The sequence below is a fragment of the Streptomyces sp. NPDC007917 genome (assembly GCF_042959105.1).
In the GTDB taxonomy this organism is placed as follows: domain Bacteria; phylum Actinomycetota; class Actinomycetes; order Streptomycetales; family Streptomycetaceae; genus Streptomyces.
Map to the genome: position 1 here is coordinate 1 of NZ_JBIBKK010000013.1, position 24,666 is coordinate 24,666.

16 protein-coding genes are annotated in these 24,666 nt (G+C 73.4%); 10 read left to right on the forward strand and 6 right to left on the reverse strand.

Annotation, left to right across the window (positions count from 1 at the left end):
- Positions 1 to 147 precede the first annotated feature (147 nt).
- The 3 genes from ACFZDL_RS25285 to ACFZDL_RS25295 all read right to left on the reverse strand — a co-directional run bounded on the left by ACFZDL_RS25285 (position 148) and on the right by ACFZDL_RS25295 (position 6,395).
- Positions 148 to 1,743 (reverse strand): alpha/beta hydrolase, encoded by a 1,596-nt coding sequence (locus tag ACFZDL_RS25285; protein WP_353592435.1) that lies wholly within the window; start codon positions 1,741 to 1,743, stop codon positions 148 to 150.
- 114 nt (positions 1,744 to 1,857) lie between these two features.
- Positions 1,858 to 3,402, reverse strand: a complete 1,545-nt coding sequence (locus ACFZDL_RS25290; protein WP_391192395.1) for an alpha/beta fold hydrolase — start codon at positions 3,400 to 3,402, stop codon at positions 1,858 to 1,860.
- A gap of 119 nt (positions 3,403 to 3,521) precedes the next feature.
- Complete coding sequence (locus tag ACFZDL_RS25295; RefSeq protein WP_353592437.1) at positions 3,522 to 6,395, reverse strand: lysylphosphatidylglycerol synthase transmembrane domain-containing protein; 2,874 nt, start codon at positions 6,393 to 6,395, stop codon at positions 3,522 to 3,524.
- A 185-nt stretch (positions 6,396 to 6,580) separates the two neighbouring features.
- On the opposite strand from ACFZDL_RS25295, the gene ACFZDL_RS25300 reads away from it, so the two are divergent.
- From ACFZDL_RS25300 to nudC, 5 genes are all read left to right on the forward strand, one after another.
- Positions 6,581 to 7,018 carry an MGMT family protein gene (locus ACFZDL_RS25300; protein ID WP_353592438.1) on the forward strand — a complete coding sequence of 146 codons (438 nt, stop codon included), beginning with the start codon at positions 6,581 to 6,583 and terminating at the stop codon, positions 7,016 to 7,018.
- A 156-nt stretch (positions 7,019 to 7,174) separates the two neighbouring features.
- Entirely contained in the window at positions 7,175 to 10,624 is a 3,450-nt protein-coding gene (locus ACFZDL_RS25305) for an ATP-dependent DNA helicase (RefSeq protein ID WP_353592439.1), read from the forward strand.
- A 142-nt stretch (positions 10,625 to 10,766) separates the two neighbouring features.
- The gene (locus ACFZDL_RS25310; RefSeq protein ID WP_353592440.1) at positions 10,767 to 14,498 is read left to right on the forward strand and encodes an ATP-dependent DNA helicase; all 3,732 of its coding nucleotides are present in this window, start codon (positions 10,767 to 10,769) and stop codon (positions 14,496 to 14,498) included.
- A 62-nt stretch (positions 14,499 to 14,560) separates the two neighbouring features.
- A complete protein-coding gene (locus tag ACFZDL_RS25315; protein WP_353592441.1) occupies positions 14,561 to 15,964 on the forward strand; it encodes a dipeptidase in 1,404 nt (467 codons plus the stop codon).
- 49 nt (positions 15,965 to 16,013) lie between these two features.
- Complete coding sequence (gene nudC / locus ACFZDL_RS25320) at positions 16,014 to 16,949, forward strand: NAD(+) diphosphatase (RefSeq protein WP_353592442.1); 936 nt, start codon at positions 16,014 to 16,016, stop codon at positions 16,947 to 16,949.
- Between the two features lie 15 nt (positions 16,950 to 16,964).
- On the opposite strand, the gene ACFZDL_RS25325 is transcribed toward nudC, so the two are convergent.
- Positions 16,965 to 17,207, reverse strand: coding sequence for a mycoredoxin (locus ACFZDL_RS25325; RefSeq protein WP_311729737.1), 243 nt, complete (start codon positions 17,205 to 17,207; stop codon positions 16,965 to 16,967).
- 164 nt (positions 17,208 to 17,371) lie between these two features.
- On the opposite strand from ACFZDL_RS25325, the gene ACFZDL_RS25330 reads away from it, so the two are divergent.
- From ACFZDL_RS25330 to ACFZDL_RS25345, 4 genes are all read left to right on the forward strand, one after another.
- Complete coding sequence (locus ACFZDL_RS25330; RefSeq protein ID WP_353592443.1) at positions 17,372 to 19,660, forward strand: ATP-dependent DNA helicase UvrD2; 2,289 nt, start codon at positions 17,372 to 17,374, stop codon at positions 19,658 to 19,660.
- Positions 19,661 to 19,801: 141 nt separating this feature from the next.
- Positions 19,802 to 20,071 carry a hypothetical protein gene (locus ACFZDL_RS25335; protein ID WP_353592444.1) on the forward strand — a complete coding sequence of 90 codons (270 nt, stop codon included), beginning with the start codon at positions 19,802 to 19,804 and terminating at the stop codon, positions 20,069 to 20,071.
- Between the two features lie 116 nt (positions 20,072 to 20,187).
- Positions 20,188 to 20,550, forward strand: a complete 363-nt coding sequence (locus ACFZDL_RS25340) for a WhiB family transcriptional regulator (RefSeq protein WP_043486847.1) — start codon at positions 20,188 to 20,190, stop codon at positions 20,548 to 20,550.
- Positions 20,547 to 20,858, forward strand: a complete 312-nt coding sequence (locus ACFZDL_RS25345; RefSeq protein WP_353592445.1) for a hypothetical protein — start codon at positions 20,547 to 20,549, stop codon at positions 20,856 to 20,858. The genes ACFZDL_RS25340 and ACFZDL_RS25345 overlap by 4 nt, the downstream gene beginning before the upstream one ends.
- Positions 20,859 to 20,975: 117 nt before the next feature.
- Here the strand turns inward: ACFZDL_RS25345 and ACFZDL_RS25350 are convergent, their stop codons facing one another.
- Complete coding sequence (locus ACFZDL_RS25350; protein WP_353592446.1) at positions 20,976 to 22,502, reverse strand: AarF/ABC1/UbiB kinase family protein; 1,527 nt, start codon at positions 22,500 to 22,502, stop codon at positions 20,976 to 20,978.
- Between the two features lie 75 nt (positions 22,503 to 22,577).
- A complete protein-coding gene (locus ACFZDL_RS25355; protein ID WP_353592663.1) occupies positions 22,578 to 23,729 on the reverse strand; it encodes a ThiF family adenylyltransferase in 1,152 nt (383 codons plus the stop codon).
- 301 nt (positions 23,730 to 24,030) lie between these two features.
- On the opposite strand from ACFZDL_RS25355, the gene ACFZDL_RS25360 reads away from it, so the two are divergent.
- Positions 24,031 to 24,648, forward strand: coding sequence for a M48 family metallopeptidase (locus ACFZDL_RS25360; protein ID WP_353592447.1), 618 nt, complete (start codon positions 24,031 to 24,033; stop codon positions 24,646 to 24,648).
- Positions 24,649 to 24,666: the final 18 nt, after the last annotated feature.

Genomic DNA, 24,666 nt, shown 5'->3' on the forward strand with positions numbered 1-24,666 from the left:
CAAGACGCTCGGCTGGGATACCCCAGCCGAGCGTCTACGTGATCTACTCACCACCTGAAACCAAGTGGTGTTGCGACGACCCCTTGAACCCAAGCCGTTCCTTGACGGTGCGGGGCCCCTTCGTATGCGGGAGAACGGGAGACAGGGTTACGAGCAGACCTTGCCGTCCGCCGGCACCTTCCCGTTCAGCAGGTAGTCGTCCACGACCTTCGTCGTGCACTTGCTGCCGCCGTTGTACGCGCCGTGGCCCTCACCCTTGTTGGTGAGCTCCACCCCGACGCCCTCGCCCAGCCCCTTGGCCATCTTCCGCGCGCCCTCGTACGGCGTGGCCGGGTCACCGGTGTTGCCGACGACCAGGATCGGCGCCGAGCCCGGGGCGCTGACCTCGGGGTGCTCGGTCTTGCCCGCCACCGGCCAGTCCTGGCACGAGAGCATGCCCCAGGCCAGGAACTCGCCGAAGACCGGCGACGCCTTGCGGTACTCGGGCAGCTTCGCCTTCACATTGGCGACCGTGTAGCGCTGCTTGTCGTCCGCGCAGTTGATCGCGACGTTGGCGGGCCCGATGTTGCTGTAGTGGCCCTTCTCGTCGCGGCCGGCCATGGAGTCCGCCAGCAGGAGCAGCATGTTGCCGCGCTTGGCGTGCAGGGCCTCGGTCAGTCCCATCGTCAGGTACTGCCAACTGTCCTTGCTGTACAGCGCGGCGGCGATGCCGCCCACGGCCTGGTCCTGGGTGAGCTTGCGGCCGCTCTCGGTGGGCAGCGGGTTCTTGTCGAGCTTGTCCAGCAGCGAGATGATCGTCTGCTCGGCCTTGTCGGGGTCGCTGCCGAGCGGGCAGGTCAGACCCTTGGTGGCACAGTCCTTGAGGTAGTTGTCCAGGGCGAGCTGGAACCCCTTCGCCTGGCCGAAGTTGCCCCGCTCGGGGTCCTCGGTCGGGTCGACGACGGCGTCGAAGACGGCGCGCCCCACGTTCTTGGGGTAGAGGTGGGCGTAGACGCCGCCCAGTTCGGTGCCGTACGAGATGCCGAAGTAGTGCAGCTTCTTGTCGCCGAGCACCTCCCGCATCAGGTCCAGGTCGCGGGCGGCGCTGACGGTGTCCACGTGCGGGAGCACCTTGGCGGAGTTCTTCTCGCACGCGTCGACGAACTTCTTCTGGTCCGCCGTCGCCGCCGCGATCTCGGAAGGGTCGTCAGGCGAGCCGTCCACGGCGTCGGATGCGTCGGCTTCCTTGTCGCTCAGGCACTTCACGCCCGCGCTCTCCCCGACCCCGCGCGGGTCGAAGCTCACCAGGTCGTAGCGGGCGCGCAGCCGCTGGTAGTCCGCGCCGAAGCCGGGGAGGGTGGAGACCCCGGAGCCGCCGGGGCCACCGAAGTTGAAGATGAGCGAGCCGATCCGCTTGTTCGGGCTGGTGGCCTTGGAACGGATCAGGGCGAGGTCGATCGTCTCGCCGTCCGGCTTGGCGTAGTCCAGCGGAACGCGCATGGTCGAGCACTGCCATTCGCTGCCCGGGGCCTCGCCGGCGCCCTGGATGGCGCTGGGCGCCGGGCAGGACTTCCAGCTGAGCTTCTGTCCGGTGAGGGAGGTGGGCAGGCCGGAGGCCGACGGCGCCTCGGACGCCTTGTCCTGGCCGCCCTTGCCCTTGTTGGAGCCGCCGTCGTCGTTACAGCCCGCGACGGCGGTGAGTGCGACCACGACAGCCGCGGAGACCAGCGCCCTGGCCCGTATGGTGCGTATGGAACTCGACATAGCCGAGGATCCTATGAGCACCGTATGACCTGGAAGGTTCAGTTCTCTTCTCAGTTCGGTCACAGATTACGGAATGTAAGGGTGCCTGCTCACCGCAGGCCCCACTGGACGAAACTAGCCGCAGGCCTTTCCGCTCGGCGGCACCTTGCCGCGCAGCAGATAGTCGTTGACCGTACGGCGCACACAGGCGTTGCCGCTGTCGTACGCGCCGTGCCCCTCGCCCCGGTACGTCAGCTCCACGCCGACACCCGGGCCCAGCTCCTCCACCATCTTCCGGGCGCCCGCATACGGGGTGGCCGGGTCGCCGGTGTTGCCGACGACCAGGATCGGCGCGGCGCCCGGGGCGCTGACGTCCGGGGTGCGCCAGGCGCCGCGCACCGGCCAGTCGGTGCACTGGGTGAGGCTCCAGGCCAGATAGTCGCCGAAGACCGGGGACGCCTTGCGGAACTCGGGCAGCTTCGCCTCGATGTCGTGGACGGTGTAGCGCTGCTTGAAGTCGGCGCAGGAGATGGCGGTGAGGGAGGACTGCAGGGTGCTGTAGTGGCCGTCCGGGTTGCGGCCGTTCATGGCGTCGCCGAGGGCCAGGAGGATCTTGCCGTCGTCCTTTTCTGCGTCCGCGATGCCCTGGGTGAGGTACTGCCAGAAGTCCTGCGAGTACAGGGATTGCGCGATGCCCCCGTTGGCCAGGGCCTCGGTCAGGTCGCGGCTGCCGATGCCGGGCACCGGGCGCCGGTCGAGCCTCTTCAGCAGCGCGCGGATCTCCCTCTGCGTGGGGCAGCTGTAGCCGTTGCCAGTGGCGTCGCACGCTTTCATGTAGTCGTTCAGCGCCAGCTGAAAGCCCTTCGCCTGGCCGAGGGAGCCCTGCGCGGGGTCCTGCGCCGGGTCGACGACGCCGTCGAAGAGCGCGCGCCCCACCTTCTTGGGGAACAGATGGGCGTAGACGCCGCCCAGTTCGGTGCCGTAGGAGACGCCGAAGTAGTAGAGCCTGTCGTCGCCGAGGACGCCGCGCATGAGATCCATGTCCCGGGCGGCGTTGGTGGTGCCGACATACGGAAGCACCTTCCCGGAGTTCTCCTCACAGGCGGCGGCGTACCGCTTGACGCGGCCCACCAGGGACTTCACTTCCGCGGAGTCGTCCGGGGTCGAGTCGGCCGCGTAGAAGGCGTCGAGCTGCCTGTTCCCCAGGCATCTCACCCCGCTGCTGCGGCCGACCCCGCGCGGATCGAAGCTGACCAGGTCATAGCGGGTGCGCAGCTCCTTGTAGCCGCTCGCGAGGGCGGGCAGGGTCGCGACGCCCGAGCCGCCGGGGCCGCCGAAGTTGAAGATGAGCGAACCGATGCGATGGCGCCGGTCGGTGGCCTTGGCGCGGATCATGGCGATGCCGATGGTCTCCCCGTGCGGCTTGCGGTAGTCGAGCGGGACGTGGAGCGTCGCGCACTCCCACTGTTTGCCGGGGGCCTTGGTCGCCCCGTCCTCGCTGTCCTCGGGGGCGGGGCAGGTGGACCACTTCAGTTTCTGGTGAGCCGAGGTGTCCGGCCGCCCGCCACCGCTTTCGCCGCAGCCCACGGCGGCGGTCAGCAGCAGGGCGACGGCGGCCAGGGCACCGGCGCGTACGGGTCGGGACACGGAGGCTCTCCGGGAGTGGGGGCGTGGTGCCATCCTCGGCCCCGGGCGGGCCCGGCGCGCGCGGTGCGGGCGTACGGGTGAGTCCCGGGCCGTGCCCGTGTACGGAGTGAGTCCCGCGCCGCGCCCGGCCCTCCACCGGGCCGCCCGGGCCGCTACAGGGCCTCTTTGCGGGTGAGGTGGGTGAAGGCCAGCCAGCCCGGCAGCACCGGCAGCCAGAAGACCATGAGCCGGAACAGGAGCACCGCGGGCGCGGCCGTCTCGTACGGCAGTCCGGTCAGCGTCAGACCCGCGATCAGCGCCGCCTCCACGGCTCCCACGCCGCCCGGGGTGGGCGCCGCGGACCCCAGGGCGTTGCCCGCGAGGAAGACGACCGCGATGCTCGCGTAGCTCATGTCGCCGCCGAACGCCCGGATCGAGGCGTCGAGGCACAGCACGTTGGCCGCCGTCAGCAGCAGCATCCCGCCGATGCCGGCGAGCAGCTTCTTGGGTCGCTGCAGCACGTCCAGCATGCGCGGGACGACGCCCGCGAACAGGGACCGCAGACGCGTGGACACGAACTTCCGCAGCACCGGGATCGCGGCCACCACGAGCGCGAGCACCGCGGCCGTCAGCAGCCCGGCGATCACCGTGCGGGACGGCGAGAGGGTCGGGGTGCGCTCGGTCCCGGTGATGTAGCCGAAGGTCAGCAGCAGCAGGATGTGGCTGGCGAGGCCGAACAGCTGGGACGCGCCGACGCTGGCCACCGCGAGCCCCGGGCGCACCCCCTGGCGCTGCAGGAAGCGGGCGTTGAGCGCGACGCCGCCGACCGCGGCGGGGGCCACCAGCTTCACGAACGACGCGGCGACCTGCGCCAGCACGGTGCGCCCGAACGGCACCTTCTCCGGTACGAAGCCCAGCAGGCTCAGCGCCGCCGCGACGTAGGTCAGCGCCGAGAAGACCAGCGCGCCCACCACCCAGATCCAGTTGGCCTCGCCGACCACCGTGCCCAGCTTGATGTGGGTGAACTGGGACAGCAGGAAGTACGCGGCGAAGGCGCCGGCGCAGAAGCTGACCAGCGTGCGCGGCTTGATGCGCTCCAGGCGCACCGGCTCTATCGGCGCCTGCGGCCTGATCAGCAGCACCTGTTGACGGATCTGGGAGAGCAGGTCCTCCTCCCGGGCCCCCTCCAGGGCCTCGTCGAGCGCCCGCTTCTCCGCCTGCTTCTCGGCCTTGAGCACCTTGCGGTCGACCGCCGCCGCGGCCGTGACCGGCCGGACCCTGGCCTTCTCCGCGGTCTCGTCCGCCGCCTCGGTCTGATCCGCCGCCTCCCGGGCCGCCTCGGCCTCTTTGGCCTCCCTGGCCTCCCGGGCTTCCTTGGCGACGCGCGAGGCCTCGAGGACGGCTTCCCGCTGCCGCTGCGCGCGCTCGCGCGCCAGCTGGCGCAGCGTCGCCCGCGTGCTGCGGTTGAGGGCGAGGGGCTGCAGCAGCGGGAGGCTGTCGGCGACCGCGTCCGGGCCGAGGACCCGGGCCGCGGCGGCGACGGACCGCTCCGCGCCGACCCGCAGCCCGAGCGTGGTGAGCAGCTGCGCGACGTCCATCCGCAACACCACGTCACCGGCCGCGATCTCACCGCCGCGCAGCTCGGTCAGCACGACCTTGCCCGAGCGGTCCACCAGCAGCGCGTCGCCGTCCAGCCGGCGGTGGGCGATACGGCGCGACTGGAGCGCCTGGACCTGGCGCCAGGCCCCGGCCAGCAGCTCGTCGGTGATCGCCTCGTCGGGCAGCGCGTTGAGCGGGCGGCCGCCGAGGTGTTCGTAGACCAGCATCACGGCGTCCGGGCCGAGCTCGGAGGTGGCGATCAGCTTCGGCGCGTTGGCGCCGGCCGCGATGGCCGCGTACGCCAGCAGCGCCTCCTGTTCGAGGGCCTGGCGCAGCGACTGGAGGCTGCGCGGCGGGGTGATGGTGCGCAGCGTCAGCCGCTGCCAGACGCCGTAGAAGAAGCCCTGGGCCTGCTGTTCGCGGTCCACGACGGTGACGTCCAGGGGCGGGCCGTCCTCAAGGGTGACCAGATAGCGGCGGCCCCGGTCGGAATGGCCTGCCTGTCCCGTCTGTCCCGTCTGGCCGGTCCGGTCGCCGTGGTCGCTGTCCGCGGAGTCGGAGTCGGAGTCGGAGTCGTCGAATCGCAGCGCGCTGACCGGCGCGAAGCCCACGCGGCGCAGCCCGGCGAGCAGGTGCTGGCCGGTGGGCCGCACGTTCGGCGAGCCGACGGCGTACAGCGTGCCGTAGGCCACGGTCCAGCCGATCAGCACGGTGATGATGATCGAGAAGGGGGTGGTGTAGCCGCCCACGAGCACCGCGAAGGCGTCGAGCAGCAGCACGAACCACATGGCCACCCGCCAGCGCGGGCGGCGGGCCATGCCGACGGCCGTCATATAGGCGATGACGGGCGCGAGATAGCCGTGTACGGGGTCGCTGAGGGTGCCGCCGGGCGCCGTCTGGGTGAGCGCCTCCCGGATCGACTCGGGGGCGCCGCGGGCCACCCACAGGTCGGTGGCCAGGGACACGCCGTGGGCGAGGACGGCGGCCAGCACGCCGTCGGCGATCCGCAGCCCGTCCCGTTTGATCAGCCGCTCGATGGCGAACGCCATCGGGAGCAGGAGCACCGCGACGCTGGCCGCCAGGCCCGCGAAGTCGATCAGCAGCGTCGGCGCCTGGTTGGCGCCCTGGCCGATGTCCTTCTCCAAGCCGGCGGTGGTCCCGTGCGCGAAGGCGGCGATGGCCAGCACCGTGGCGATGCCCAGGATGCCGAGCAGCAGCCGCAGCAGGTCGAAGGGGCGGTGGACGCGGGCAGGGAGCAGCGGCTCGTCGCCTGACACCCGGTCGACGTGCGGATGGGGGTCGTCACAGTCGGGAGAACCGGGGGAATCCGCGGCGGCGGGGGACGGCTCCCGCTCCTGGGCACGGGGCAGCGCCTCGGGGGCGCGGGCCTCTCCTTCAGGAGGCTGCGCACCCTGCTGCTCGGCCGTTTCTTCTTGATCTCGTATCACCAGTCACCGCCCGGAAGATGGTGGCATGCCCGGGCTGAGGAGGTGGGCATCAGGGTGCATTTCGGGGACGTGAAATTCGGATCGTACGTCGTGTACGGGATCGGTGCACTCTCGGTGAGGGGACCGGGGGAGGGGTCGGTGGGAGGCCGGCGGGGCTGTCGGTGGGGTGCGGCAGGATGTGCCGGATGAGCCGGATTCCCGATCAGAGCGGTGGGCGCGCCGAGGGCGAGCGGACGGGGGCCGCCCACGAGCTGCCTGAGTACGCGGAGCGAGTGCTGGAGGTCGCCGAGCTGATTCCGCCCGGCCGGGTGATGACGTATGGCGATGTTGCCGAATGGCTGGGCGAGGGCGGCCCGCGGCAGGTGGGCCGCGTCATGGCGCTCTACGGGGGCGCCGTGCCCTGGTGGCGCGTGGTGCGCGCGGACGGCGTGCTGCTGTCCGGCCATGAGCTGCGGGCGCTGGACCACTACCGGGAGGAGGGCACGCCGCTGCGCGAGGCGGCGCGGTCGGCCGAGGGCCATCTGCCGCGGCTCGACATGGTCCGGGCCCGCTGGGACGGCGGTGACGGTGGTGCCGATGGTGCCGATGGTGATGGCGGGGACGGCGGGGCCGGTGCCGACTGACGTCGGGCCGCGGGCCCGCCGGTACCCCGGCCGGCCGGAGCCGTGCCGAAGCGCCGCGGCGCGCCCGCGGCCGTATCCACAGCCATTCGGGTGACGCCCCGCGTCACATGAGAGGCTGAGCCGCACCCAGCACACCCACCAGGACCGGCGATCCACGTGAGCTCCTCCTCCTCGTCCCTTCCGCGCCAGCGGCAGGCTCGACAGCCGTCCTCGCGGCAGCCGACCCCGGGCACGTACCGGCTGGTCCGCACCCGGCCGGACCCGGTGGCTCCTCCTGCCCTGGACGCAGCGCAGCGTGCCGTGGTTGACCACCCGGGCGGGCCGCTGCTGGTGCTCGCGGGCCCGGGCACGGGCAAGACCACGACACTCGTGGAGGCGGTGACCGAGCGGGTGCGGGGCGGTGCGGACCCCGAGCGGATCCTCGTGCTCACCTTCAGCCGCAAGGCGGCGGTCGAGCTGCGCGATCGGATGGCGGGGCGCCTGGGGGGCGCCCGCGGCCCGCAGGCCACGACCTTCCACTCCTTCTGTTATGCCCTGGTCCGTGCACACCAGGACATGGACATTTTCGCCGATCCGGTGCGTTTGCTGTCGGGCCCCGAGCAGGATGTCGTCGTCCGTGACCTGCTGGCCGGACAGGCGGAGCTGGAGCGGGAGGGGCGCGCCGCGGTCCGCTGGCCGGACGAGCTGCGCGCCTGCCTGACCACCCGCGGCTTCGCCGACGAGGTGCGCGCGGTGCTCGCGCGCAGCCGGGAGCTGGGTCTCGACCCGCGCGCGCTGGGGGACTTCGCGGCGCGCCAGGGCCGGCCGGACTGGCGCGCGGCGGCGGCCTTCCTCGCGGAGTACCTGGACGTACTGGACGCCCAGGGGGTGCTGGACTACGCGGAGCTGGTGCACCGGGCGGTGCTGCTCGCCGAGCGGCCCGACACGGCGGCGGAGCTGGCGGCGCGCTACGACGCCGTCTTCGTCGACGAGTACCAGGACACGGACGTGGCCCAGCTGCGGCTGCTGCGCGCGCTGGCGGGCGGCGGCAGGACGCTGGTCGCCTTCGGCGACCCGGACCAGTCGATCTACGCCTTCCGCGGCGCCGATGTGGGCGGCATCCTCGAATTCCCGTACGGCTTCCCGCGCCGGGACGGCAGACCGGCGCCCGTCAAGGTCCTGACCACCTCCCGCCGCTCCGGCGCCGCGCTGCTCGCGGCCACCCGCCTGATCACCCACCGGATGCCGCTCACCCGCCTCCCGGCGGACGCGGTGCGCGCCCACCGCGAGCTGTCGGCCGCCCGCCCGGGCGGCCGCGTCGAGGCGTACACCTACCCGACCGCGGGCTCCGAGCTCGACAACATCGCCGACATCCTGCGCCGCGCCCACCTGGAGGACGGCGTTCCGTGGCAGGAGATGGCCGTACTGGTGCGCGCGGGAGGCCGCTCGCTGCCCGGTGTGCGCCGCGCGCTGACCTCGGCGGGCGTGCCCGTGGAGGTCGACGGCGACGACATCCCCCTGCGCCACGAGCCCGCGGTCGCCCCCCTCCTGACCGCCCTGCGCGCCGCCGCGACGGCCGCCCTGCGGGAGCCCTCCGGGCCGGGAGCCCCTCAGACGGCCCCCGCCCCCGCGCGCGGCTCCGCGCCTGGCGACCCCGCCCCCGCCGACGCGGGCGCGCTGCCTGTCGGGGGGCCGGGCGCCGATGGCGCCCCAGGGGCCCCGGCCGCCGCCGGGAAGGCCGCCGCGCTCGACGTCGAGACCGCGCTGACCCTGCTGGCATCGCCCCTCGGGGGCATGGACGCCGCTGATCTGCGGCGGCTGGGGCGGGCGCTGCGGGAGGAGGAGCGGGCGGCGGGGCGGGGCGTGCCGCGCCCCTCCGACGTGCTGCTCGCCGAAGCGCTCGCCGAGCCCGAGCGCCTGGTCGCACACGACCCGGCGTACGCGCGCGGCGCGCAGCGCCTCGGGCTGCTGCTGCGCAAGGCACGCGAACTGCTCGCGGCCGGCGGCACGGCGGAGCAGGCGCTGTGGGAGCTGTGGGACGGCACGTCCTGGCCGCAGCGGCTGGAGCGGGCCGCCCAGCGCGGCGGGGCCGCCGGGCGCAACGCGGACCGCGACCTGGACGCGGTGTGCGCGCTGTTCGAGACCGCCGCGCGCGCGGAGGAGCGCGTCGGCGGCCGCGGCGCGCTCAACTTCCTCGACGAGATCGACGCGCAGGACATCGCGGCCGACACCCTCTCGCGCCGCCTGGTCCGCCCCGACGCCGTACGGCTGATGACCGCGCACCGCTCCAAGGGGCTCGAGTGGCGGCTCGTCGTGGTCGCGGGGGTGCAGGAGGGGCTGTGGCCCGATCTGCGGCGCCGTGGCTCGCTGCTGGAGGCGGACCGGATCGGCCGCGACGGGCTGGCCGAGCCGCTGTCCCCGGGGGCGCTGCTGGCCGAGGAGCGCCGGCTGTTCTACGTCGCGGCGACGCGGGCCAGGGAGCGGCTGGTGGTCACGGCCGTCAAGGCCGCCGCGGACGACGGGGACCAGCCCTCCCGCTTCCTGACCGAGCTGGGCGTCGAGCCGGTGGACGTCACCCAGCGCCCGCGCCGCCCGCTGTCGGTCGCGGCGCTGGTCGCCGAGTTGCGCGCCACCACCGTCGACCCGGCGGCCTCCGACGCCCTGCGGGACGCCGCCGCGCGCCGCCTGGCGCGGCTGGCGGCGCTGCGCGACGACGACGGACAGCCGCTCGTCCCGGCGGCGCACCCCTACCGCTGGTGGGGCCTGTACGAGCCGACGCACAGCGCGGTCCCGCTGCGGGACCGAGAGCGCCCCGTGGCGCTCTCCGGGAGCGCGCTCGACCAGCTCGTCAACACCTGCTCGCTGCAGTGGTTCCTGGGGCGGGAGGTGAAGGCCGACACGCCGTCGACGGCCGCCCAGGGCTTCGGCAATGTCGTCCACGTCCTGGCCGACGAGGTGGCCTCCGGCCGCACCCCGGCCGACCTCGCGGTCCTCATGGAGCGGCTGGACTCCGTATGGGACGCGCTGGCCTTCGACGCGCCCTGGAAGTCGCGGCAGGAGAAGGAGCACGCGCGGGCGGCGCTCGAACGCTTCCTGCGCTGGCATGTGATGGAGCGCGGCGGCCGCGTCCCGGTGGCCACCGAGCACGAATTCGACGTCACCTTGGAGGCGGACGCCTATCTGGTGCGGATCCGCGGCAGCATGGACCGGGTCGAGGCGGACGGGGAAGGCCGCGCCTACGTCGTCGACTTCAAGACCGGCAAGCAGGCGGTGACGCGGGACGCCGTCGCCCACCACCCCCAGCTGGCCGTGTACCAGCTCGCGGTGCGCGAGGGCGCGGTGGACGGCCTCTTCGCGGACGGCCACCCCGAGCCGGGCGGCGCGGAGCTCGTACAGCTGCGCCAGGGCGCCGCCCAGAAGGACGGCGGGGACGCCGTCCCCAAGGTGCAGGCGCAGGAGCCCCTGCAGCCGCCGCGACAGGGGGAGTGGGTGGGCGAGCTGTTGGCCACGGCGGCCGGGCGCGTCCTCGACGAGCGCTTCTCCCCGAGCGCGGGAGAGCACTGCAACCGCTGCTCGTTCCGCGGGGCGTGCAGCGCGCGGGCCGAGGGGCGGCACGTCGTGGAGTGAGCGAGCGATGTGGCGTTCGCTACACCAGTTCTGATTGGTGTTGATTGATACCGATCGGTTCCCTCCGGTGGGGTCCGCGTACGGACCCGCGCCGACCTCGGTGTTGACGCCGGTGTCAGCGGGCCCCGATAGCCTCACTGGAATGTCCGCCCGCATCACCGACCCCGAGCAGCTCAAGGAGCTCCTCGGCATTCCGTTCACCCCGGAGCAGATCGCGTGCATCACCGCGCCGCCCGCTCCGCAGGTGATCGTGGCCGGAGCGGGCTCGGGCAAGACCACGGTGATGGCGGCGCGGGTGGTGTGGCTGGTGGGCACCGGCCAGGTCGCCCCCGAGCAGGTGCTCGGCCTCACCTTCACCAACAAGGCGGCCGGGGAGCTGTCCGAGCGGGTACGGAAGGCGCTGGTCAAGGCGGGGGTGACGGACCCCGACCCGGTGCCGGGCCCGGTGCCGCCGCCGGCCGGAGCGCAGCCCGCGCAGGCCACGGGGGCCGCGGGCGCCGGGGAGCCCGCGGGGGCCTGGGAGACCGCCGCGGGCGAGCCGCACATCTCCACGTACCACGCCTTCGCCGGGCAGCTGCTCAAGGAGCACGGCCTGCGCATCGGCCTCGAGCCGGGCGCCCGGCTGCTCGCCGACGCCACCCGCTTCCAGCTCGCCGCGCGCGTGCTGCGCACCGCCCCCGGGCCGTTCCCGGCGCTCACCCGCCCCTTCGCCGACCTGGTCACGGACCTGCTCGCGCTCGACGCCGAGCTGGCCGAGCACCTGGTCCCCGCCGAGCGGCTGCGCGCGTACGACAGCGAGCTGCTGCACACCCTCGACGGGGTGAAGCTGACCAACGCCGAGCTGCGCAAGGTGCCCGAGGCCGCCCGCGCCCGCCTGGAACTCCTGGGCCTCGTCGAGGCGTACCGCGCGGACAAGCGCGGCCGTGACCTGCTCGATTTCGGCGACCAGATCGCGCTCTCGGCCACCTTGGCCCGCACCCGCCCGGAGGTCGGCCGGATTCTGCGCGAGCAGTTCGCGGTGGTGCTCCTGGACGAGTACCAGGACACCTCGGTCGCCCAGCGCCTGCTGCTCTCCGGCCTCTTCGGCGGCGGCACGGGCCATGCCGTCACCGCCGTCGGCGACCCCTGCCAGGCCATCTACGGCTGGCGCGGCGCGTCCGTGGCCAACCTCGACGACTTCCCCGAGCACTTCCCGCACGCCGACGGCAGCCCGGCGCGCCGTTTCGCGCTCAGCGAGAACCGGCGCAGCGGCGGCCGCCTCCTGGACCTCGCCAACGGGCTCGCCGCGCCCCTGCGCGCCATGCACGAGGGCGTCGAGGCGCTGCGCCCCGCCCCGGGGGCGGAGCGGGACGGTGTGGTGCGCTGCGCGCTGCTGCCCACCCACGCCGAGGAGCTGGCCTGGCTCGCCGACTCCATCGCCCACCTGGTGCGCACGGGCACTCCGCCCGGCGAGATCGCGGTGCTGTGCCGTACGGCCGGCGACTTCGCCCGGATCCAGGGCGCGCTGGTGGAGCGGGAGGTCCCGGTGGAGGTCGTCGGCCTCTCCGGGCTGCTGCACCTGCCTGAGGTCGCCGACCTGGTGGCCGTCTGCGAGGTGCTGCAGGACCCGGGCGCCAACGCCGCCCTGGTGCGCCTGCTGACCGGCCCGCGCTGGCGGATCGGCCCCCGCGACCTGGCGCTGCTCGGCCGCCGCGCCCGCGCCCTCGTACGGTACGAGGCGGCGGGGCCCGGGCCGGACGGGGGCGAGGACTCCGACCGCCGCCTCGCCGAGGCCGTCGAGGGCGTCGACCCCGCCGAGATCGTGTCGCTCGCCGACGCCCTGGACACCTTCCTCACCCCCGACGGCCCGGACGACGGACTGCCGTTCTCGGCCGACGCCCGGGTCCGCTTCGCGCGCCTGGCCGCCGAGCTGCGCGAGCTGCGCCGCTCGCTGGCCGACCCGCTCATGGACGTGCTCCACCGGGTGCTGGCCACCACCGGCCTGGAGGTCGAGCTGTCCGCCTCGCCCCAGGCCCTGGCCGCCCGCCGCCGGGAGACGCTGGGCAACTTCCTCGACGTCGCCGCGGGCTTCGCGGCCCTGGACGGCGAGGCCACGCTGCTGGCGTTCCTCGGCTTCCTGCGCACGGCGGCGCAGTACGAGAAGGGGCTCGACAACTCCCTCCCCGGCGGGGAGAACACGGTCAAGGTCCTCACCGCGCACAAGTCCAAGGGGCTGGAGTGGGACGTGGTGGCGGTGCCGGGTCTTGTCGCCAAGCAGTTCCCCAGCGACCAGGCCCGAGAGTCCTGGACGGCGAACGCGCGGGTCCTGCCGCACGCCCTGCGCGGCGACGCGGAGACGCTTCCGGAGGTCGCCGCCTGGAGCGCGAAGGGGCTGACCGCCTTCAAGGAGTCCATGAAGGCGCACCAGAGGACCGAGGAGCTGCGGCTCGGCTATGTGACCTTCACCCGCCCCCGCTCCCTGCTGCTCGGCTCCGGCCACTGGTGGGGGCCCACGCAGAAGAAGCCGCGCGGCCCCTCGGCCTTCCTGGAGGCCCTGCGCGAGCACTGTGAGGCGGGCCACGGCGAGATCGAGGCGTGGGCGCCGCCCCCGGAGGAGGACGAGGAGAACCCGGCCCTCAAGGCCGCGGCCGCCGACCGCGCCTGGCCGCTGCCGCTCGACCCACAAGCCCTGGCCCGCCGCCGCCGCGCCGCGGACGTGGTCCTCGCCCACCTGGACCGCCTCACGACGGCGGAGAGCGAGCCGCGCGCGGCGGACGGCCCGTCGGCACACGACACGCACCACCCGTCGGCCGCAGGGCCTCCGCCCGGCCCACTGCTCGGCCCGGCCGACGACGCGTACGACGACCCGTACGCGCCGGAGCCGTACCCGGAGGACCCGTACGCCGACGACGATCCGTACGCCGACGACGTCCTGGAGCCCGACGACGTCGTGGACGCCGAGGACGTCATGGAGCCCGGGGATGACGCCGCCGACCCAGGCGGCGACCTCTGGGCGGGCTGGCCCGCCGGAGCCAACCGCCCCCACCCCGCCCCCGGCGAGGGGGCGGCCGCATCGCCCGGCGGCGGCCTGCCGCCCGAGGAGGCGCGGCTGGTCGCCTCCTGGGACCGGGACCTGGACGCGCTCGCGGGCGAGCTGCGGCGGGCCCGCGCCACGGTGCGGGACGTGCCCATGCCGTACACGCTCAGCGCCTCCCAGCTGCTGCGCCTGGCCGCCGACCCCGACGGTTTCGCGCGGGAGCTGGCCCGCCCCATGCCGCGCCCGCCGCGCCCCGCCGCGCGCCGCGGCACCCGCTTCCACGCGTGGGTGGAGTCGCGCTTCGAGGCGCTGCCGCTCCCGTTCCTCGGCCCGGACGAGCTGCCGGGCGGCGAGGACGACGATCCGGAGATCGTGGACGAGCGGGACCTGGCGGGGCTCAAGGAGGCGTTCGCGCGCACCCCGTACGCGCATCGCACCCCCTATCGCGTCGAGGCGCCGTTCCAGCTCTCGCTGGCGGGCCGGACGATCCGGGGCCGGATCGACGCCGTGTACCGCGTGCCGCGGGCGGTGGGGGCCGGGCCGGGGGTGCGGTACGAGATCGTCGACTGGAAGACCGGCAGGTCGCAGGACGCCGATCCGCTCCAGCTGGCGGTCTACCGCCTGGCCTGGGCGGAACAGCGGGGCCTGCCCCTGTCGGCGGTCTCCGCGGCGTTCCTCCATGTGCGCAGCGGCGAGATCATCCGCCCCGCCGCCCTGCCGGGCCGGGCGGAGCTGGAGCGCATCCTGCTGGGCGAGCCGCAGGAGGCGCACGAGCCCACCCAGCCGCACGAGCCCCACGACCAACCCCACGACCAACCCCGGGAACCTGGCGACGGCCACGTGACGGAGAACACCTAGCGGCAGCGGCCGCGCGCGGACCCCGGCCCTGGCACCGTTCCGGGCCGGATAGGCTCAAGTGCATGAGTAATACCCCGGACACGGACATCGCCGTCCGCGCCTACGTGGACGCTCACCGCGCCGCGTTCCTCGACGACCTCGCCGAGTGGCTGCGCATCCCGTCCGTGTCGGCCGACCCCGCCCGCGCCGAGGACGTCCGGCGCAGCGCGGAGTGGCTGGCGGCGAGCCTGACCGCCACGGGGTTTCCGGTGGTCGAGACCTGGCCGACGGCCGGGGCGCCGGCCGTCTTCGCCGAGTGGCCCTCCGGCGACCCGGGCGCCCCGACCGTCCTGGTCTACGGGCACCACGATGTCCAGCCCGCCGCCCGCGAGGACGGCTGGCACACCGAGCCCTTCGAGCCCACGGTCAGGGACGGTCGGCTGTACGCGCGCGGTGCGGCCGACGACAAGGGACAGGTCTTCTTCCACACCCTGGGCGTACGGGCCCACCTCGCGGCGACCGGCCGTACCGCCCCCGCGGTCAACCTCAAGCTGATCGTCGAGGGCGAGGAGGAGTCCGGCTCGCCGCACTTCGCCGACCTGATCCGGGCGCACGCCGACCGGCTCGCCTGTGACACCGTGATCGTCTCCGACACCGGGATGTGGTCCGAGGACACCCCGACCGTCTGCACCGGCATGCGCGGGCTCGTGGACTGCCAGATCGATCTCCACGGGCCTGACCAGGACATCCACTCCGGCTCGTTCGGCGGCGCGGTCCCGAACCCGGCGACCGAGGCGGCCCGGCTGGCCGCCGCCCTGCACGACGCCGACCGCCGCGTGGCGATCCCCGGCTTCTACGACGGGGTCGTGGAGCTGACCGACCGCGAGCGCGAACTGTTCGCCGAGCTGCCCTTCGACGAGCGCGCCTGGCTGCGCTCCGCGCATTCGCACGCCGCGCTCGGCGAGGCCGGCCACACCACCCTGGAGCGGATCTGGGCCCGCCCGACCGCGGAGGTCAACGGGATCGGCGGGGGCTACCAGGGGCCGGGCGGCAAGACGATCGTGCCGTCGTACGCCCAGCTGAAGCTCTCGTTCCGGCTGGTCGCCGGCCAGGACGCGGACAAGGTCGAACTGGCGGTGCGGGAGTGGGTCGCGACCCGGCTCCCGGCCGGGATCCGCCACGAGATCACCTTCGGGAACGCCACCCGCCCCTGTCTGACCCCCCTGGACCACCCCGCGCTCCAGGCGCTGGCGCGGGCCATGGGGCGGGCCTTCGGCGCGGAGATCCGCTTCACCCGGGAGGGCGGCTCGGGCCCGGCCGCCGATCTCCAGGACGTGCTCGGCGCGCCGGTGCTGTTCCTGGGCATCTCGGTGCCCTCCGACGGCTGGCACGCGCCGAACGAGAAGGTCGAGCTCGACCTGCTCCTGAAGGGCGCCGAGACGGCCGCCTATCTGTGGGGCGAACTCGCGGAAAACCGGGCCGTCTAGCGCTTATGTATGTAAAGCACCCGTTTCTCAGGGGGAGTTGGAAGCAGCCGTGACCACCTGGACCGATCGCACCGCCGCCCAACCGATCACGCTCAGCGGCGCGAGCGGCATCGACCGTGCCGCGCACCACCGCCTGGACGAGGCGTGGCTGGCCGCGGCGTGGAGCCACCCGACGACCCGGGTCTTCGTGGTCTCCGGCGGTCAGGCGCTGGTCGACGACGCGCCGGACGGCCGCACCGAACTCGTCATGACCCCGTCCTTCGAGGCCCCGCCCACCGAGAACCACCGCTACTTCCTGGGCACCGACAAGGACGGGGTGCGCTACTTCGCGCTGCAGAAGGACGCGCTGCCGGGCCGGATGGACCAGTCGGCGCGCCCCGCGGGGCTGCGGGAGGCGGGCGCCCTGCTGTCGGCGCGGGACGCCGGGCTGCTGGTGCACGCGGTCGCGCTGGAGAACTGGCAGCGGCTGCACCGCTTCTGCTCGCGCTGCGGCGAGCGCACGGTGATCGCGGCGGCGGGACACATCCGCCGCTGCCCGGCCTGCGGGGCCGAGCACTACCCGCGGACCGACCCGGCCGTGATCATGCTGGTGACCGACGATCAGGACCGGGCGCTGCTGGGCCGCCAGATGCACTGGCCCGAGGGGCGATTCTCGACGCTGGCGGGGTTCGTCGAGCCGGGCGAGTCCATCGAGCACGCCGTGGTCCGCGAGGTCGCGGAGGAGGCGGGCGTCACGGTCGGCGAGGTCGAGTACGTGGCCAGCCAGCCGTGGCCGTTCCCCTCCAGCCTGATGCTGGGCTTCATGGCGCGCGCGACCTCCTCCCGGATCCAGGTGGACGGGGAGGAGATCCACGAGGCGCGCTGGTTCTCGCGGGACGAGCTGCGGGCCGCGTTCAAGTCCGGGGAGGTGCTTCCCCCCTCGGGAATCTCGATCGCGGCCCGTCTGATCGAGCTCTGGTACGGGGAACCGCTGCCCCGGGCCTGAGCCCCGGTGCGCGGCTCAGACCCCGACCTTCGCCTTGACCTGGGCGAGGGAGGGGTTGGTCAGGGTCGAACCGTCGGCGAAGAGCACGGTCGGCACGGTCTGGTTGCCGCCGTTGGCCTTCTCGACGAAGGCCGCCGACTCCGGGTCCTGCTCGATGTTGACCTCGGTGTACGCGATTCCCTCGCGGTCCATCTGGCTCTTCAGGCGGCGGCAGTAGCCGCACCAGGTGGTGCTGTACATCGTCACAGTGCCGGACATCGGTCTTTACTCTCCTTGGGGCTCGGTGTGATGGCAGTGGTGGAACGTCCGCAGTCGTCATCGCATTCCCACCACATCCGTACGACAAGCGGATGGGATGACCGGACGGGCAGGGCTGTGGACAACCGTCCCGGCGGTCTCAGCGGACCTGGCAGCATGGCGGGGTGACAGCAGCAACGCCCTCCCCTCTCTTCCCGCGGGTCTCCGCGCCGGCCGAGTACGCGGCGGTTCCGCCCGACGCCGACGCGGTGCTCGAAGGGCTCGACCCGGAGCAGCGCGAGGTGGCCACGGCCCTGCAGGGCCCGGTCTGTGTGCTGGCCGGGGCCGGGACCGGCAAGACCCGTGCCATCACCCACCGGATCGCCTATGGGGTGCGGGCGGGCGTCTTCCAGCCCGCGAGTGTGCTCGCCGTCACCTTCACCAACCGGGCGGCCGGGGAGATGCGCGGGCGGCTGCGGCAGCTGGGGGCGGGCGGGGTGCAGGCGCGCACCTTCCACTCGGCCGCGCTGCGCCAGCTGCAGTACTTCTGGCCCAAGGCGGTGGGCGGCGAGGTGCCGCGCCTGGTCGAGCGGAAGGTGCAGCTGGTCGCGGAGGCCGCGGCGCGCTGCCGGGTCCGGCTGGACCGCAATGAGTTGCGGGATGTGACGGGGGAGATCGAGTGGTCGAAGGTCACCCAGACCGTGCCCGAGGACTATCCGGCCGTGGCCGCCAAGTCCGGCCGGGAGGCCCCGCGCGACGCCGCCGAGATCGCCCGGATCTACGCGATGTACGAGCAGCTCAAGCGCGACCGCGGAGTGATCGACTTCGAGGATGTGCTGCTGCTGACGGTCGGAGTGCTCGAGGAGCGGCATGACATCGCCGACCAGGTGCGCCGCCAGTACCAGCACTTCGTGGTCGACGAGTACCAGGACGTCAGCCCGCTGCAGCAGCGGCTGCTCGAGCTGTGGCTCGGCGACCGGGAGAGCCTGTGCGTGGTCGGCGACGCCAGCCAGACCATTTACTCCTTCACCGGCGCCACCCCTGACCACCTGCTGAACTTCCGCACCCGGCACCCGGGCGCGACGGTCGTCAAGCTGGTCCGCGACTATCGCTCCACCCCCCAGGTCGTCCACTTGGCCAACGGGGTGCTGGCCCAGGCCCGGGGCCGGGCGGCCGACCACCGCCTGGAGCTGGTCTCGCAGCGCGAGCCGGGGCCCGACCCGGTCTACACGGCATACGCGGACGAGCCGGCCGAGGCCGAGGGGGTGGCCCGCCGGATCCGCGAGCTGATCACCCCCGTGGGGCAGGGCGGCGGTGGGGTCCCGGCGAGCGAGGTCGCGATCCTCTACCGGGTCAACGCGCAGTCGGAGGTGTACGAGCAGGCGCTGGCCGATGCCCAGGTGCCCTACCAGCTGCGTGGCGCCGAGCGGTTCTTCGAGCGCCCTGAGGTGCGCGAGGCGGGGCTGCTGCTGCGCGGCGCGGCCCGCGCGGGAAACGCCGACCCCGCGCTGACGGACGCGGATGTCCCCTCCCAGGTGCGGGCCGTGCTCGGCACCCGCGGCTGGACGCCGGAGCCCCCGGCCGGGTCGGGCGCGGTGCGCGACCGCTGGGAGTCCCTGGCGGCGCTGGTGCGGCTCGCCGAGCAGTTCTGTGCGAGCCGCCTGGCGGCGGGCCGGGAGGCCACCCTGGCCGATCTGGTGGCGGAGCTCGACGAGCGGGCGGCGGCCCAGCACGCCCCGACGGTCGAAGGTGTGACGCTCGCCTCACTGCACGCCGCCAAGGGCCTGGAGTGGGACGCGGTCTTCCTGGTCGGGCTGACCGAGGGCATGGTGCCCATCACCTATGCCAAGACCGATCCGCAGGTGGAGGAGGAGCGTCGGCTGCTCTATGTGGGGGTCACCCGCGCCCGCCGCCATCTGACCCTCTCCTGGGCCCTCTCGCGCTCTCCCGGAGGCCGTGCGAACCGCCGCCCCAGCCGTTTTCTGAACGGGCTGCGGCCGGGCTCCGCGGCCCCCGCCCCCCGCACGCCGAGCGGGGCCGGCGGCATCGAGCGCGGCGGCGCGTCATATGGCCAGGTCCGCAAGGTGCGTGGCCCGGTCCACTGTCGGGTGTGCGGCAGGACGCTCACGGACGCGGGCGAGATGAAGCTGAGGCGCTGTGAGGACTGCCCCTCGGAGCTGGACGAGGCGCTGTACGAGCGGCTGCGGGAGTGGCGGGGCGAACAGGCCGGGCAGCTGGGCCAGCCCGCCTACTGCGTCTTCACCGACAAGACGCTGCTGGCGATCGCCGAGGCCGTGCCGGGAACCGAAGCGGAGCTGTCGGGCATCCCTGGAGTGGGGAGGCGGAAGCTCGACAAGTTCGGCGCCGACGTCCTCGCGCTCTGCTCCGGGCGGGAACTCACCCGGGCGGAGGGTGTCGACGGGACCGGTGGAAGCGGTTCCGAAGATCCCGCGCAAAACTCGACGGAAAAATAGTTTGCGCGCGTGGAGCGCATACCCATAGCCTTCCGAGCACGGAGACAACGGCCCTTCCGGGATCCGAGGAATCCGTGTTGTACTGAACAAGCCGGACCGGTTTCGAGACGGTCCCTGAGACGCCGAGAGGAGGCGAGCCCAATGATCAGCTTCATGAACACCACCAAAATGACCGATCGTTCGGTCGTCGCCACCTGCCTGCTCGGCTCCGAGCTGCCTGGCACCGGTGTGTCCGCCGGCGCCAGTGAAGCGCGTCTCAGCGAGCGACCGATCCAGGCACCTGCGGTAGCAGCGACGGCACAGGCCATTGCCTATGCCTTTGCGGCCAATGGTGCCGGATCCCGGACGACGCAGCAGCACCACGAGAAGTGGGCCCTCCGCGGGCTCGGACCCTGGAGTTATCCAGCCTGATCCACGATCAGGTCGGCACCCTCCAGGGCCGCGGAACCCACACCGGGATCCGCGGCCCTTTTGATTTGCCAGCGCCCGGCCACCAGCCGGACCGAAAAGACGAGGAACAGACGACCGTGCAACTCAAGGCACACACGCCGTCCGTAGCAACCGACCTGATCCCCCCGCCCGACCCTTCGGAGGACTCCTTGACGCCGCTCACCGCCCTCACCGAGTTGGATGAGGCCATCGAGAACCTCGGTGTCGCCGTTCCGTGCCGCTCCTACGACCCGGAGGTCTTCTTCGCCGAGTCGCCGGCCGACGTCGAGTACGCCAAGTCGCTCTGCCAGACCTGTCCGCTGCGGGAGGCCTGCCTCGCCGGTGCCAAGGACCGCCGTGAGCCCTGGGGCGTGTGGGGTGGCGAGCTCTTCGTCCAGGGCGTCGTCGTCGCCCGGAAGCGGCCGCGTGGTCGCCCGCGCAAGAACCCGGTCATGGCATGAACACCACCGGAACGATCGATCGTCCCGCGACGCACGACCCGATGAAACAGGTCCCGACGATGACCCCATCCGTCTTTGACACCCCCGCCCGTAACACCTCGGGTGCGACCGAGTCGCGCCAGAAAAGGACCCGCGAGATGCAACTCATCCCAGAAGCCCTGGCCCGTGCGCATATGCAGGAACGACTGCACGAGGCCGAGTCCCAACGCAGCGCCGTCAGGCTGGCCGCCGCCCGGCGGATGCAGCGCCGTGCGGAGCGGGCCTCGCTCCGCGCCCGCCGCGCTCTGGCCATGGCGGTCATGCAGTAACGCCGCTGTGCGGTAACGGGGGGCAGCAGGGGCCGGTCCGGTCGGGCCGGCCCCTGCTGCTGCCCGCTCCTTCGAAAGACCGGCCCGGAGGAGGCGGGCGCCTCAGGGGCGGGCGCCTCAGGCGGATGCCTCCGCCGCCTTCTCCGCGGACTGGGGTGCCGGCTTCCCGGCCGCGCTCTCAGCCCCGTGCTCAGCCCTGTGCTCAGCCCCGTTCTCGGACGCGTCTTCCACGAACTCCGCCGCCGTCTCTTCCCCCTCTGCCATCTCTCCCGGCCCCTCTGCCTCTTCCGCTTCCACCTCTTCGTACTGCTCGGCGAAGCCGGGCACCCAGTCCTCGAGCTCCTGCCGCAGCCGCACCTCCGCGCCCAGCTGACACAGCACCCCGATGGTGCTCAGGGTCACCCGGTGGATCAGCAGATAGGCGGGCGGCAGATTGAGCTGATTGCCCAGCTCGTAGACCGGCGAGCGGCGGTCCGCCACCCGCGCCGCCTGGCGGCGCAGCCACTGCCGGTCGAAGGTGAACTCGTCCACCTGGGCCGGCTCCAGCATCGGCAGCAGGAAGTCCAGCAGCGCGTCCGGGTCGAGCTCGATCGTCGGCTTGACGAATCCCTCGCCCCGCATCAGCTCGTACACCCCCTGGGCGTCGCCCTCCAGCGCCATCCGCAGCGCGATCCCGATCGGCTCGGGAAGCCCCTCCGGGAGCCGGTCCACCGAGCCGAAGTCCAAGACCCCCAGCTTCCACTTCTCCGGAGGGCCTTCCGGGGCGTCACCGGTCAGCAGCCGGAAGTTGCCCGGGTGCGGATCGGCGTGGAGCAGACCGGTGCGGGCGGCGCCCGAGAACAGGAAGCGCGCGAGCAGCTGTCCGGCCCGGTCCCGCTCCTCGGGGGTGCCGTCGGCTATCACCTCGGAGAGCGGTGTGCCCTCCAGCCACTCCGTGATCAGCACCTGGTCGCTGTGGTGCACCACCTGGGGGACCATCACATCCGGATCGCCGGCGTACTCCTCCGCATGGATGCGCTGGGCCTCGGCCTCCAGCTCGTAGTCAAGCTCCTCCGACACCCGGTCGCGCAGCTCGGCGATGAGCGGTTTGATGTCCAGGCCCGGCACCAGCGGCCCCAATACTCGGGCAAACCGGCTCAATTGGTTCAGATCGGAGAGCAGTGCCTCGCCCGCGCCCGGGTACTGCACCTTGACCGCGACCGTGCGCCCGTCGTGCCACACCGCCCGGTGCACCTGCCCGATCGAGGCGGCCGCCGCGGGCTTGTCGTCGAACTCGGTGAACAGCTCGCGCCACTCGGCCCCCAGCCGCTGCTCCAGCGCCGTGTGGACCGTGCGGGTCGGCATGGGCGGCGCCGCCTCCTGGAGCTTGGTGAGCGCCGCCCGGTAGGGCCTGGCGATCTCTTCCGGCAGCGCCGACTCGAAGACCGACATCGCCTGGCCGAGCTTCATGGCCCCGCCCTTGAGCTCCCCGAGCACCTTGAACATCTGCTCGGCCGTGCGCTGCTGCACCTCGCGCGCGACGATCTCCGCCGGCCGCCCCCCTATCCGCTTCCCGAGCCCCCACGTGGCGCGCCCGGCGAATCCCAAGGGCAGCGTCGCCAGTTTGGCGGTACGGGTGATCGCCTTGCGCGGCAGATCGGACATGCGCCCTCCAACTACAGCTGAGCCATTCCCGGGGGTGGCCCCCCGGACCCCCGTCGCCCACTTGGCGGACGTCGGTCACCCGGACATTGTCGCGTGCGGCGCTTCGACAACCGAGGCATATACCGCATCAGTCCGGTCGACCGCACCACAGCCGCACTCCGCATGCGGCTCGATCCGCCGGGTGTCCCAGGTGAGAGCCGGAAGCGCCGCCTCCAGCCGCCCTCCGGCGCTGGCCGGCAGCCGCCCGTCCAGGAACCCCAGCGCATGCACGGCAGTGACCCCCGCGACCACTGTGGCCAACGCGGTGTCGCAGGCCCATGTGGGCCGGCGGCGGCCGGACCGCCACTGCGCCAGCATCCTCGGCCAGGTCGGCTCCCGCTCGGTGCGCCCCATGGCGGCACATCCGGCGCACGGCGTGATCCCCGGCAATACGAGAGGCCCCACCACCCCCGTCGCCTCCAGGACCCCCGCATACAGATGGGGCGTCCCCGACGCCAGCAGCGGCTCGGCCTCCGCGGGATCCGGTGCGTATGCCGCGAGCCCGTCGCGCGGGGCGATCACCACGAGGGTCAGCCCCGGCTCGCCGGAAGGCGCCGCTCCTGCCCTCGGCACCGACCCCGCCGCCGGCCTCCGCGGCCGCGGGCCCGGCGCCGCCTGCCGCACCAAGCCGCGCGCTGCCGCGTCCCGCCGCTCCCCGATCCGCTCGGCCGGCAGCCCGCCGGGCGTCACATCCCATGGCTCGACACAGCCGCCGTCCACCACATCGACCTGCCCGACCCCGGAGGCCGACAACAGCGCCGCCACGGCCGCCCCGACCCGGCCCGCGCCCCTGACCTGCACCCGCATCGCGCCCCGCGCCGCCAACAGCCGTGCCGCCGCCCCCGGCTCGGGACACAGCACCGACAGCGCCGCCAGATCGGGCCGCAGCCGGTCGAGCGCGGCGCCGCGGCGCCAGGCCGTGGCCGCCCGCCCGCCGCCCTCCATCGGATCGTCGAGCAGACCGGCCGCTGTCAGCCGCTCCACCAGCGCGTCGGCCTGCCCCTCCGGCAATCCCAAGGCCCTGGCCTCCTGCCGCAGCAGCGGCAGCCCGCGCGTCCCGTCCAGCAGCTCCAGAAAGCTGCCCGTCGCCGTGTCCACCGGACCCAGCACCACCGCATGGGCCCGGGCCACCCCGAACTGCACGGTGTCCCGGCTCCGCCAGCCGCGCCGCAGCGCGGGCTTGAGCATCGGATGCGCCGTGCTTGCCGCCGTCACCGCCGCCCCTGTCCCCGCTGCCCCTGTTCCCGCTGTCCCTGTCCTCGTGGTCCCCGTCCTGGTCGTCGCCGTCCTCGTCATCTCCGCCCCCGTCATCGATCCCCCTCGTCGCCGTCGGACTGCCCCCAGCATGCGCGGCCCCGCCGCGCCGCCGCCGAAAGTTATCCACAGCCCCGCGCGATAGTCGTACAAGCGGTGACCACCGTGGAGTGGTTCGCCCCGCAACCCGGTGCGCGGCGGGACTTCCCCGGCTGCCAGCGGGTAACGTCAAGGGGTGTCCGCCGACCGTTCCCCCCGCTTCGCCGGGGAGACCCCCTCGCACAGCGCCGCCAGAACCTCACGCGGCGCCCAGGGCCCACAGAGCCGGGGCCCGGGCGCGGTCGAGGTCCGCCGGAGCACACGGCGGCGCAGAACGGTCTCGGCCTACCGCGAGGGCGACCGCACGATCGTCCTGCTCCCCGCCCGGATGTCCGAGGCCGAGGAGCAGCGCTGGGTGAGGGTCATGCTCGACAAGCTCGCCGCGCAGGAGAGCAAGCGGATGCTCGGCGACGCGGAGCTCGCGGCCCGCGCCGAGTGGCTGTCCGAGCAGTACCTCGGCGGGCGGGCCCGCCCCGCCAGCGTCCGCTGGGTCACCAACCAGAACACCCGCTGGGGGTCGTGCACCCCGTCCGAGGGCAGCATCCGGCTCTCACACCGTCTGCAGGGCATGCCGGAGTACGTGGTGGACTACGTCCTCGTCCACGAGCTCGCGCATCTGCTGGTGCCCGGTCACGGCCAGCGCTTCTGGCGGCTGCTGGAGGCGTATCCGCGGACCGAGCGGGCGCGCGGGTACCTGGAGGGCGTGGTGGCCGCGGGAAGGCTGCCGCACCTCTCCTCGGCCCCGCAGGAGTAGTCCCCGGAACCACACCCC